At 63.2% G+C, this 14107-nt stretch carries 1 protein-coding gene; it reads right to left on the bottom strand.

Going from position 1 to position 14107, the window contains the following annotated elements; genetic code table 11:
- Positions 1–14046: a non-ribosomal peptide synthase/polyketide synthase gene (locus J1G33_RS20850; RefSeq protein WP_223018662.1), complete on the bottom strand. Its 14046-nt coding sequence runs from the start codon at positions 14044–14046 to the stop codon at positions 1–3.
- Positions 14047–14107: the final 61 nt, after the last annotated feature.

The following is a 14107-nucleotide window of genomic DNA, read 5'->3' as shown; positions in this document are numbered from 1 at the left end:
TCAAATCGCCTCTAGTTCGCTCAAAAAGTCACGCAGGTCATCAAAATCCTCCACGCTGCCGGCGCGGAAAGTGGCTGCCGCCTGCACGTAGGCACGCAGCGAATCGGTCTGGAACAGTTCCATCAGCGGCACGTCAAGGCCCAATTCGGCTTGCACCCGGGAGGTGATCTGGATCGCCAGCAAGGAATGGCCGCCGACTTCAAAGAAGTTGTCGTTCAGGCCCACTTGCGGCAGGTGCAGGATGTCGGCCCAGATCGCAGCGATCTGTTGTTCAAGCTCGGTTTGCGGGGCCACGTACTGTTGCTGCATCTGGCTCGCATCCGGCAATGGCAAGCCCTTGCGGTCGAGCTTGCCGTTGGGGGTCAGCGGCATTTGCGCCAGGAATACGAAGTGGCTGGGCACCATGTAGTCCGGCAGGTCGGCTTTCAAGGCTCGCCGCAGGGCATCGCGAAACTCGGCGGGGTCTGCCAGGCTGGCATCTGCCGGTACTACATAGGCCACCAACTGCTTGCCGGTCGGGCCCTCCTGGGCGACCACCACAGTTTCACCGACGCTGACCTGCTCGCGCAAACGCGCTTCGATTTCACCCAACTCGATACGGAAACCGCGGATCTTCACCTGATGGTCAACACGCCCCAGGTAGTCCACCACCCCATCCGGACGCCCACGGGTCAGGTCGCCGCTGCGGTACACACGGCTGCCCGGTTTGCCGAACGGGTCCGGCACGAAACGCTCGGCAGTCAGTGCGGGGCGCTCCAGGTAACCCCGGGCCACGCCCTCGCCGCCCAGGTACAACTCACCAGCCACGCCGATGGGTTGCAGATTGAGTTGCGAATCCAGCACGTAACCGCTGCGGTTGCCGAGCAAGGTGCCGATGGGTGCGTAGACTGCACCGCATGGGTCGCCCTTGCGCGCTTTCCACAGCAACGGCGTAACCACGGTTTCGGTCGGGCCATAGCCGTTGAACAGGTACTTGGGTTTCAGCGCGCGCCAAGCCAGGTCATAGCTGGCTTGAGCAACGGCATCACCGCCAAAGCAATACACCCGCACCGCCGGTGGGTTGCCGTCGCGCTCGGCATGTTCAGCCAACTGTTGCAGGTACACCGGCGGGAAGACCGCCATGGTCACGTTATGGCGGTGCATCTGCTCATAGGTGTATTCCGGCAACCACAGGCTGTCATCACGGATCAACACGCTGGCGCCGTTGATCAACGGGTGCATCCAGCCTTCGTGGGAGCCGTCGAAGGCGAACGACATAAAGTGCAGTTCGCAATCGGCCGGCGAGGTTTCATAGCGCTCGCCGGTGGCGATGATGTGCGCCACCAACGGCCCGTGAGACACCGCCACGCCCTTGGGCAGGCCGGTGGAACCGGAGGTGTAGATCACGTAGGCGAGGTTGTCGCCATCCAGCGCCACGTCTGGTGCCACGTCTAGTGCCGTATCACTGTAACCGGTCCATTCTTCGCTACGATCGATCGCCAGGGTGGTGAGCCCCTCGGGGATCGGCAGTTGTTGCAACGCACGGCTATGGGTCAGCAGCAGTTGCGCACGGCTGTCCTGCATCATGTAGAGCAAGCGATCACGCGGGTACTCGATATCCAGCGGCACATACACGCCACCGGCTTTCATCACCGCCAGGAACGCCACCATGATCTCGGCGCTGCGCGGCATGGCAATCGCCACGCGCACTTCCGGGCCGACGCCACGGGCAATCAGGGCATGAGCCAGACGGTTGGCCTGGCGATCCAGTTCGGCGTAGCTCAGGGTTTGCGCATCGAACTTAACCGCCACCGCATCCGGGGTTTCCCGGGCACGGTCGGCTACCAACTCGTGGACAAGACGCTCGGCGCAGAAACCGGCGTCGGTCTGGTTCCACAGCTCAAGGATGTGCTGTTGCTCATCCTGGCCCAGCAGCTTCAATTGGCCGATAGCCTGTTGTTGGTCGGCCACCATTGCCCGCAACAGGTTCTGCCAATGCCCGGCCATGCGCTCGATGGTCGCCACAGCGAACAGGTCAGTGGCGTAACTCAGGGAGGCGCGCAGCACGGTCGGGCTTTCTTCCACATCCAGCGCCAGGTCGAACTGGGCCACGCCCTCATCCAGATCCAGGACCTCCACGTGCAGGTCGGTCAGGCGACTCAGGTGGCTATCGGCGCCACTCACACGGTGGTTGAACACTACTTGGAACAACGGGCTCAGGCTCAGGCTGCGCTCCGGTTGCAAAGCCTGCACCAACTGCTCGAAGGGCAGGTCCTGGTGAGCCTGAGCCTCCAAAGAGCGCTGGCGTACCTGGCGCAGCAATTGCTCCACGCTCATCTGGCCATGAATATCGGCCTTGAGCACTTGGGTGTTGACGAAGAAGCCAATCAAACCCTCGGTTTCGAGACGGTTGCGGTTGGCAATCGGCACGCCGACGCGCACGTCCTCCTGGCCGCTGTAGCGATGCAACAAGGCCTGGTAAGACGCCAGCAGCACCATCGGCAGCGTCACACCCGCGCTGCGTGCCAGGCTGCGCAAGCCGTCCAGCAGCTCGGGGGCCAACTCTATGCCCAAGCGGGCGCCGCGATGGCTTGGCTGTGCCGGGCGCGGGTGATCGAACGGCAACTCCAGCACCGGTTGCTCGCCGCCCAAATGCTCGCGCCAGTAGGCCAATTGACGTGCCTGCTCGCCCGCGGCCATCCAGTCGCGTTGCCATACGGCATAGTCGGCGTACTGGATCGGCAGCATCGGCAGGCTTGGGGTTTGACCCTGGCTGAAGGCGGCATACAACTGCACCAACTCCTCAACCATCAGTTGCATCGACCAACCATCGGAGACGATGTGGTGCTGCACCAGCACCAGCACATGATCATCGTCAGCCAGACGCAGCAACTTGACCCGCAGCAGTGGCCCGCGCAGCAGGTCGAACGGGTGGGCGACCACTTCGGCGACCCGCGCCTTGAGGCTAGCGTAATCACTATCGACCCGGTCGATATCGACGCAGCCAACGGCCTCAATGACCTGCAACGCACCGGTGGCCTGTTGCTGAAAATGCGTGCGCAAGCTTTCATGGCGCGCCAGCAGGCTGTCGAAGCTGCGTTGCAGTGCACTCAGGTCCAGCGGCCCCTGCAAACGCAAGGCGCTGGGGATGTGGTACGCGGCGCTGGTGGGGTCCAGTTGCCAGAGGAACCATTGGCGCTCCTGAGCGTAGGACAGCGGCAAAGGCTGCGTGCGGTCGGCCTTGAGCAACGCTGGCGCAGTAGCGCCCTCCTCGCCCAAGGCCCGAACGAAATCACTCAGCAGCGGGTGTTCGAACAAGGTCTTGAGCGCAACTTCCAGTGTCAGGGCCTGGCGAACCCGCGACACCACACGCGTAGCCAGCAATGAATGGCCACCCAGCTCGAAGAAGTGGTCGTCGAGGCCGACCTGCGGCACCTCCAGCACTTCGGCCCAGATGGCCGCCACCTGCTGCTCGCGCAGGGTTACCGGTGCTATATGGCCTTTGAGTGAATCGCCAAGCTCCGGCTTGGGCAACGCCTTGCGGTCGAGCTTGCCGTTGGGGGTCAAGGGCAGGCTATCGAGAAACATCCAGTGCGCAGGCACCATGTAATCCGGCAGGCGCTCGCGCAGCGCGGCTTTGTACACCTGCTGTGGCTGCGGTGCGGTGCTGACCAGATAGGCGATCAGGCGGTCGTTATCGGCCAGCACCACAGCTTCGCGTACACCGTCGTGCTCACGCAGGCAGGCTTCGACTTCACCCAGCTCGATCCGGAAACCACGGACCTTGACCTGATGGTCGACGCGCCCGATGTACTCCACCACGCCGTCGGCCCGATAGCGTGCCAGGTCGCCGGTGCGGTACAGACGTTCGCCCGACGCCCCAAACGGGTTGGGCACGAAGCGTTCGGCAGTCAGCGCCGGCTGCCTGTGGTAACCGCGCGCCAGGCCGACACCGCCGATCAGCAGCTCGCCAGACGCGCCTTGCGGGCATGGCATGAGGCCTGGATTGAGGATAAACAACCCGGTATTGGCAATGGGCCGTCCAACGAAAGGCTGCGCTTGGTGCAGACGATGAGCCGCTGACCAGATGGTGGTTTCCGTCGGGCCATAGAGGTTCCATACGGGACCTTGCAGCTCGAGCAGGCGCTGGGCCAAGTCGGCTGGCAGCGCTTCACCACCGCACAGACAGGTTATGCCACTCAGTAAATGGGCGCGCGGGCTATCGAGCAACATGCGCCAGCTCGATGGCGTGGCCTGCAGCACACTCGCGGCCTGACGCTGGGCCAGTTCGAGAATCGCCTCAGGGTCGAGGGCCATGTCCTGGGCGCTCAGTAGCACTGTGCCGCCCATACTCAGCGGCACGTACAGCTCCAGGGCGAAGATATCGAACGAGAAGGTCGTCAGCGACAACAGCCGCGTCTGCCGGCCAATATCCAAGGTGCCGGCCATACCGCTGGTAAAGCTGCACAGCGCCTGGTGGCCTACCATCACCCCTTTAGGCTTGCCGGTGGAGCCGGAGGTGTAGATGACGTAGGCCAGATTTTGCGGTGTAACGCCAACCTGCGGGTTATATGCCTGCGTGCCGACATCCTCGACCATCAGCACCTGCACGCCTTGCGGCTGCACCAGGCGCCCTTGCAGGTGCGCCTGGGTCAGCAGCACCCGGGCGCGGCTGTCTTCGAGCATGAACGCCAGGCGCTCTGCCGGGAATTGCGGGTCGAGTGGGACATAGGCGCCACCGGCCTTGAGAGTCGCGAGCAAGCCGACCACCATGTCCAGGGAGCGCTCCACGTGCACTGCCACCAGCACGTCCGGGCCGACTCCCATGGCGATCAAACGATGGGCCAGGCGATTGGCGCGGCGGTTGAGTTCACCGTAGCTCAGGCGCTCCTCGTCGAAGTGCAGCGCGATGGCGTCGGGTTGCGCCACGGCCTGGGCCTCAAACAGCTGGTGTACGCAGTGTTCGTGTGGGTATGGGGTGTCGCTGCGGTTCCAGTCGTGCACCATTTGTTGCCATTGCGACGTGCTCAGCATCGCCAGTTCATCCAGGGGCTGGGAGGCATCGTGCACGACCGCGCGCAGCAGGTTTTGCCAATGCTCGGCCAGACGTTCCACGGTTGCAGCGTCAAACAAGTCGGTGGCGTAGGTCAGGGACGCCCAGAGGCCGTCGGCCGATTCCTCGGTTTCCAGGTTCAGGTCGAACTGCGTGCTGTGACCCGCCCAGTCCATTGGCTGCAACACCAGGCCAGGCAGTTGCACTGAACCCGAACGCAGGCTGCTTTGATGATTGAACATCACCTGGAATAGCGGGTTATGGCTCAGGCTGCGCTCCGGCTGCAACACCTGCACAAGTTGCTCGAACGGCAGGTCCTGATGGGCCTGGGCTTCCAAAGCGCGCCGTTTGACTTGGCCCAGCAACTGCTCGAAAGGCATCTGCCCGTGCAACTGCGCCTGCAGTACTTGGGTATTGACGAAGAAGCCCATCAGCCGCTCGGTTTCGAGACGATTACGGTTGGCGATCGGCACGCCGACGCGAACCTGCGACTGGCCGCTGTAGCGGTGCAGCAAGGTCTGGAACGAGGCCAGCAGGAGCATGAACAAGGTCACGTCCTGGCGTTCGGCCAAGGCTTTGAGCTCAGCCAGCATCACGCGGTCAAGATGGATCTGCCGGCGTGCGCCGCGATAGCTCTGCACCGCTGGGCGCGGATGGTCCAGAGGCAAGTCCAGCAGCGGATGGTCGTTACCCAGACGGGCGCACCAGTAATCGAGCTGGCGTTGTTGCTCCCCTGCCGCCATCCAATCACGCTGCCAACGGGCATAGTCGGCGTACTGGATCGGCAAGGCCGGCAAGTCCGCGTCACCTTGGTACAACGCTACCAACTCGTCGATCATGACCTGCATCGACCAGCCATCAGAGATGATGTGGTGCTGGGTAATGACCAGCACGTGGTGCTCAGGCGCGACGACCAGCAACTTGACGCGCATCAATGGGCCGTCAAGCAGGTCGAACGGGCGCTGGATTTCTTCGCTGACGGCGTGCTCGATGGCATCGGCGGCAATCGCTTGCTGCTCAATCGGCACGGTCAGACTGGGGTGGACGACTTGCAAGGTGTGCTCGCCCGCCTCCACAAACGTAGTACGCAGCGGTTCATGGCGCTGCACCAGGGCCTGGACGGCGCGTGCAAGTGCCGCACTGTCGAGTTGACCGCGCACGTGCAATGCAGTCGGTACATGGTAAGCCGCGCTGGCCGGGTCCAATTGCCACAGGAACCATTGACGCTCCTGAGCAAAGGACAACGCCAGCGGCTGCTCACGTCCAAGTACTTGGAGCGCTGGCGCCGTATCGGCCGTCAAGCCTGCGCAAGCCGCCGCGAAGGCTGCCAGCGTCGGCTGTTCGAACAGGGCCCGCAACGGTACTTCCAGCTTGAGGTCGTGACGCACCCGTGAGATCACTTGAGTCGCCAGCAACGAGTGACCGCCGCGCTCGAAGAAGTGGTCGTCCAGGCCAACCCGCTCCACGTGCAGCACCGCTTGCCAGATCGCTGCCAACTGCACCTGCAAAGGGCTCTGAGGTGCCACGTACACGGCGCACGCCTGGCTCAGATCCGGTGCCGGCAGCGCCCGGCGGTCGAGCTTGCCATTGTTGTTAAGCGGCAAGGCATCGAGTACCACCCAATGTCCCGGCACCATGTAATCCGGTAACGCCTGACGCAAGCGAGTGGCCAGTGCCTGCGTTTCCAACTGCTGATCGTCGGCGGGTACCACATACGCCACCAACTGCATGCCGATCGCGCTCGGCTGGGCAATCACTGCCGCTTCACGCACGTCGGGCAAGGCTTGCAGGCTGGCTTCGATCTCGCCCATTTCGATACGAAGGCCGCGAATCTTCACCTGATGGTCGATACGCCCCACGTATTCCAGCGCCCCCGCCGCGTTGTACCGGGCCAGGTCGCCACTGCGATAAAGCCGCGCACCGGGCGTGGCGGAAAATGGGTCCGGCAAGAAGCGCTCGGCAGTGAGCGCCGGGCGATCGAAGTAGCACTGGGCCAAGCCCGCCTCGGCGCCGATGCATAACTCGCCCACACCGTCGGTGCTCAGCAGTTCGAAACCGCTGTCGAGCACATACAGCGCACGCCCCGCAATCGCCTGCCCAATCGGTACGCCGTACGCGTCGTTGGCATCGGTCAACTGGCAGTCATGCACGCTGGACACCACCGTGGCTTCGGTCGGCCCGTAGGTATTGACCAGGCGCACATGACCAAGCCCTGCGGCATGCCAGGCACGTACACCCTCCACCGCCATGGCTTCACCGCCCACATGCACCTGGCGCAGCTTGCCCAGGGAGCGGCAGTGCACTGCACATTCCTGCGCCAACAGATACCAGTAGGCCGCCGGCAAGTCGGCCAGGGTTACGCCTTGCTCGACGATCTCCCGCGCCAGTTGCCCGGCGTCCCACAGCTCATCACTGCGCATGATCAACGCTGCACCCACACACAAGGGCGGGAAGCACTGCTCGACAAAACCGTCGAAACTGAAGGTCGCAAACTGCAAGACGCGATCCTCGGCACTCAAGCGGCTGTACAGCGTGGCACTGTCGCAGAATTGACCGAGGGCGGCATGATCGATGGCCACACCTTTGGGCTGACCGGTGGAGCCCGAGGTGTAGATCACATATGCCAGATCAGCAGCGGCGGCAGGGTTGGGCACGTTGGTCGTCGGGTAGCCGGCCAGCTCGTCACCGCAGGCGGTGAAATCCACACGTGCCAGTCCTTGGGGCAATGGCAGATCCACGAGCAAGCCCACTTCGCTGAGCAGCAGGTTGAGTCGGCTGTCGGCGAGCATGTAGGCCAGGCGCTCGACGGGGTATTTCGGGTCCAGCGGTACGTAGGCCGCGCCACTTTTGAGTACCGCCAACAGGCTGACAATCAACTGTGGGCCACGACGCGAAGCCAGGCCCACCCGTTGTCCGGGACCGACACCAAGCTCCAATAGGCGATGGGCCAGACGATTGGCCCGCTGGTTTAGCTCGGCGTACGTCAAGCCTTCGCCACCGGCCAGTACAGCCATGGCGTCTGGGGTGGCCTGGGCTTGGGCAGCGATGCGTTGATGCACGCGCTCGTTATCCTGGGCAGCCGCAGCTGACCGGCTGAGAGCGAGCATATTCTGCTGTGCGGTGGCGTCGAGAAGGCGCAGGTTACCAAGGGGTACATGGGCATCTGCGAGCAATTGCGCCAGCAGGTGTTGAAGGTTGGCGCTCAGGCGGGCGACTTGCGGCTCGCTGAACAGGGAACGGTCGTAGCTGAACTCCAGGCGCAGGTTGGCCCCCAGCTCAATGCCCAGGGTCAATGGGTAGTGCGTTTGTTCATGGTTGTGCAGGCGGCCGAAGGTCAGGCCAGCCGGCGCGCCTTGCTTGAGCGCCTCGGCAACCGGGAAGTTTTCGAACACCAGCAAAGTATCGAACAGCGCGCCGTGATGGCCGGCCCAAGCCTGGATATCGTAGAGCGGTACATGCTCATGGTCGCGCAGGCTGAGGTTGAGCGCTTGCAACTCGCCGAGCCAGCTTGCGACCGACTGGGCTGGCGAGGCTGCACTGATGATCGGCAAGGTATTGATGAACAGGCCCAGTTGCTGCTCGATCCCTGGCAGTGGCGCAGAACGCCCGGCCACGGTGGCGCCGAAGGCCACGCAATCCTGGCCTGTGTAGCGCTGCAACAGCAGGCTCCAGGCGCCTTGCAACACGGTATTGAGGGTCACTTTGTGCTGGCGCGCAAACTCGCCGAGACGTCGGGTAACGTCGCTGTCCAGCGCCACGTGATGGTCCGCCATGCCGATCCCGTCCACCGGCTTGCGCAGTGCCTGGGACAGCAAGGTTGGCGTCGGCAATGCTGCCAGTGCGGCTTTCCAGAACGCTTCGCCAGAGCCTTGCTGTTGCAACCAGCCCAGATAATCGCGCCATTGCCCCAGTGGTGCGGGCACAGCCTGGCCTGCGTAGTGAGCAATGACTTCGCCAAGCAACTGCGCGTTGCTCCAGCCATCCATGAGAATGTGGTGGCTGGTAAAAATCAGGTGCCAGGCCGCGCCCGCACCGCGCACCAGGGTCAGGCGAAACAGCGGCGCGGCATTCAGTGCGAAACCGCGCTCACGTTCAGCCTGGGCCAGGGCGTCGAAGTCGGCATACGGGTCTTCAATCACTTGCAGTTGCAGGTCAACCTGGTGCTGGATCAACTGGTGAGCACTGTCCATGCCCAGCCAGTGGAAGCTGCTGCGCAGGGTGTCATGGCGGTCCAGCGCGGCCTGCCAGGCACGCCCGAAGGCCAATAGGTCGAGCCCTTCGATGTCGAGGCGCAACTGGTTGATATAAGACTGGGCCTCGGGCGCAAGCAACGTGTGGAACAACATGCCCTGCTGCATCGGCGACAGCGGGTAAAGATCGGCAATGGCCGACCCCGCCACGGGCAATGCATCCAGTTGCTGCTGAGTAAGACGTGCCAACGGAAAATCCGACGGGGTCACCTGCCCTGCCGGAGCAGCACAACAATGTTCGATCAACGCCTTGAGTTCAGCGGTGTATTCATCCGCCAGACGCTGGACGCTCGACACGTCAAACATCTCGCGACTGAAGCCCCATTGCAGCGCCAACTCACCGCCATACACCTGCCCTTCCACCGTCAACCAGTTGGCCAGCGGTGCCTCGGGATCCTGGGCTTGGCCGCTGCCTTCACTGGCCGGTACGAAGAGTGCCGACTCATTGAACTGACGGTCGAACTGGCCCAGGTAGTTGAACGTAATGCGCGGTGCGGCGAGGTTCGCCAGGCTTTCGCGGGCCTGCGGCGACCCCAGGTAACGCAGCAGACCGTAACCCAGGCCCTTGTCGGGCACAGCGCGCAGTTGCTCCTTGACCGATTTGATCGCATCGGACAACTCGCCTTCGGCGCGCAGACGCACCGGGAACAGGCTGGTGAACCAGCCGACGGTGCGGCTCAGGTCGATGTCGTCGAACAGGTCTTCGCGGCCATGGCCTTCGAGCTGGATCAGCGCAGCGGGTTGTTCGCTCCAGCGGCTGATCACCCGCGCCAGGGCCGTCAGCAGCAGGTCGTTGACCTGGGTGCGATAGGCCGCCGGTGCGTCTTGCAGCAACCGGCGGGTCTGCTCGGCGTCGAGGCGGGTTTCCAGTTTGGTGCCCAGCCGGTTTTGCAGGCCGCCCTCGGGGTGGTCGCAAGGTAGATCGGTGTCGACCGATTGCGCCTGCCAGTACGGCAGTTGCTCGTCGAGGGTTTGCGCGTGGTCGTGAAGTTGCTGCGCCCAATGCTGGTACGCGCTGGTTTTCGCCGGCAGCGACTGTTCGCGGTAAGCCTGTTGCAGGTCTTCGAGCAGGATGCGCCAGGACACACCATCGACGACCAGGTGGTGGATCACCAGCAGCAAGCGTTGGCTGCCATCGGCCATGCTCACCAATGCGGCGCGTATCAGCGGGCCTTGTTCGAGGTCGAGGCTGCGCTGGGCTTCATCACACAGCGCTGCCAACTCGGCGTCGATGTTGGCGTGAGACTGCCACAGCAGCGGCTCGGCGAGGGGCGCCGCATGGCTCTGATGCCAGCCATCCGCCTGCTGCACAAAACGCAGACGCAAGACGTCGTGATGCTGGATCAGCTGGTTCAAGGCCGCTTCCAGCTGCGCGGGCTGCAACGCCTCTCGCGGGGTCAGCAGCAACGACTGGTTCCAGTGATGATGTGCCGGGATCGCTTGGGCGAAAAAGTGCTGTTGCACTGGGGTCAGAATCACCTCGCCACTGACCGGGCCCTGGTCGATCAGGCTGACTTGGTCGAAGCTGGCCACCCGCGAAAGGCTGCGGATGCTTTGGTACTGGAACAGGTCCCGGGGGCTGAGTCGGATACCGGCCCGGCGGGCGCGGCTGACCACCTGGATAGAAATGATCGAGTCGCCACCCAGCTCGAAGAAGTTATCGTCCTGGCCGACCTGTTCAACGCCGAGCACATCGCTCCAGATCGCCGCCAGGGCTGTTTGCAGGTCGCCTTGTGGGGCGATAAACGCCTGTTGCAGCGCTGCATCCGGCAGTGGCAATGCCTTGCGGTCAAGCTTGCCGTTGGCGGTCACCGGCAGCTTGGCCAGGGTGAGGAAGTGGGTCGGCACCATATATTCCGGCAGACTGTCGAGCAGCCAGGCCTTGAGGTCGGTCGGCTCCTCGCCTTCACACACCAGGTACGCGACCAATTGTTTGCCACCTTGTACCAACACCACCGCTTCGCGCACTTGCGGGTGCTGCATCAGGCGGGTTTCGATTTCGCCCAGTTCGATACGCAAGCCGCGCAACTTGACTTGGTGATCGAGGCGGCCGAGGTATTCGATCACACCATCGGCGCGCTGGCGCACACGGTCACCGGTACGATACAGCCGCTCACCCGTCACGAACGGGCTTGGCACAAAACGTTCGGCGGTCAACGCCGGGCGCCGATGATAACTGCGCGCCAGGCCGCTACCGCCCAGGTACAGCTCGCCAGCTACACCGTCAGGCACCGGGTTGAGTTGGGCGTCGAGCACATAGGTGGCGAGGTTGGCGATCGGGCGGCCGATGGGTACGCTGTCGGCGCCTTCGTCGATGCAGGTCCAGTGGGTGACGTCAATGGCCGCTTCGGTCGGGCCATAGAGGTTGTACAGCGCCACATCGGGCAGCCTGGCGAACACCTGCCGTTGCGCATCCAGGGGCAAGGCTTCGCCACTGCACACGATGCGCGTGAGGCTCGCACACGTTTGAACGCCCGGCTCATGGATAAACACCTGCAACATTGACGGCACGAAGTGCAACGTGGTGATGGCGTGCCGGCCGATGGTTTCGATCAGGCGCGCCGGTTCACGGTGCTCCCCAGGCGCCGCAACCACCAGGCGCGCACCGGTCATCAGCGGCCAGAAGAATTCCCACACCGACACGTCGAAGCTGAACGGGGTTTTCTGCAACACCGCATCCGCGGCATCCAGACCGTACGCCTGCTGCATCCAGCTCAAGCGGTTGACCAGCGCTCGATGGCTGTTGCCGGCGCCCTTGGGCTTGCCGGTGGAGCCGGAGGTGTAGATCACATAGGCGAGATTGAGTGCATCAATAGCGACGGCGGGCGCTGTGTGGCCGTAGCCGTCGAGCCACAGCGCCGGCTGATCCAGAGCGATCACCTGGATTCCGGCAGCCGGCAGCGCGGCCAGCAGGCTTTGCTGGCTGAGCAGCAACCGAATGCCGCTGTCTTCGATCATGTAGGCCAGGCGTTCCTGGGGATACTCGGGGTCGAGGGGCACGTAGGCGCCACCGGCCTTGAGAATCGCCAGCAGGCCGATGACCATTTCGACGGAACGCTCGACACAGATCCCCACCAGCACGTCGGGGCCTACGCCCTGCTCGCACAAGGCGTGGGCCAGCTGGTTGGCCCGGCTGTCGAGCTGGGCGTAGGTCAAGGTGGTTGTACCGAATACCAGTGCCGGTGCATCCGGGGTGCGCTGAACCTGGTCTTCGATCAGGTGATGAATTGCGCGTTCGGTTGGGTATGGCTCGGCAGTCTGGTTCCAGGTGTGAACCAGCTGGTGCTGTTCTTGGGCATCAAGCATCGACAATTCGCCGATACGCTGTTCGCCATCCACCACCATCGCCTGCAACAGGCTGATCCAGTGCCGGGCCATGCGGTCGATGGTCGGCGCGTCAAACAGGTCATTGGCGTAGGTCAGCGCGGCGTGCAGGGTGCCGGATTTTTCATAGGTGTCCAGGGTCAGGTCGAACTGCGTGGTGCGGCCTTGCCATTCCACCAGGGCCAGCTCAAGGCCGGACGCGGTACTGACCGAAGCGATGTCGGCGACGACCGGCTGGTGGTTGTACATCACCTGGAACAGCGGCGTGTGACTCAGGTTGCGCTCGATTTTCAGCGCTTCTACCAGGCGCTCGAAGGGCAATTCCTGATGGGCCTGGGCACCCAACGCGTGTTCCTTGATGCCTTGCAACAGCTCGGTGACGCGGGTTTGCCCGCTCAGTTCGGTGCGCAACACCTGGGTGTTGACGAAGAAACCGATCAGCCCTTCGACTTCAGTGCGGTTGCGATTGGCAATCGGCACGCCGACGCGGATATCACCCTGGCCCGTATAGCGATGCAGCAGCACATTGAACGCGCCCAGCAGCAGCATGAACAAAGTGACGTTGTGTTTTTGCGCGCAACTGCGCAGTTGTACCGCCAATGCCGGATCAATCGCGAAGTTATACCGCGTGCCTTGATGGCTGGGCATCGCCGGGCGTGGGTGGTCGGTGGGCAGTTCCAGTACCGGATGCTCGTCGCCCAGGCGCGCCTGCCAGTATTCCAACTGGCGCGCCTGCTCCCCCGCTTCCAGCCAGCGTCGTTGCCACAGGGCATAGTCGCTGTACTGGATCGGCAGCGCCGGCAATTGCGGTTCTTCGTTGCGCTCATGGGCGTCATAGCAACGAATGAACTCGTCGATCAGCACGTTCATCGACCAACCATCAGAGACGATGTGATGCAGGGTCAGCAGCAGCACGTGCTCTTGATCGGCGAGTTTGAGCAGTTGCACACGCAGCAGCGGGCCGTGCTCCAGGTCGAACGGCAACAGGGACTGGCGGGTAGCGGCGTCGCTGACGGCCTGCTCGCGCTCGGCGGCTGGCAAGGCGCTGACGTCCAACTGCTCGACATTCACCGCCGGTTCTACCGCCACCTGCGCCAAGCGCTCGTCGGCCTGTCGCTGGAACACGGTGCGCAGGGTTTCGTGACGCGCCACCAGGCTGGCGAACGCCTGCTCCATCGCAGGCAGGCTCAGCGCGCCGGTCAAGCGCACCGCGCCAGGCAAATTGTAGGCGCCACTGGCCGGGTCCAATTGCCAGAGAAACCACATGCGCTGCTGCGCGTAGGAAAGCGCCTGGCGATCCTCAACCTCCACCCCTGCCGGTATCGGAAACCTGGAAAAATCCACGCCCTCTTTCTGCAGGGCTTGCAGGAACAGTTGGCGTTTTTCCAGGGGCAGCCCGATAAACCGGCGAGCAAGTTTCAAGGAGTCTTCAGCATTCATTTCTTCGAATCCGGGGCAATAGGCGGGAAGCACAAAGGCACGTCGTCCCTATAAAACGAAC

The sequence above is a fragment of the Pseudomonas sp. P867 genome, from assembly GCF_019891455.1.
GTDB classification, from domain to species: Bacteria; Pseudomonadota; Gammaproteobacteria; order Pseudomonadales; family Pseudomonadaceae; genus Aquipseudomonas; species Aquipseudomonas synxantha_A.
The sequence above is the reverse complement of the archived record's forward strand: the minus strand, read 5'-3'. Positions and strand labels throughout refer to the sequence as shown.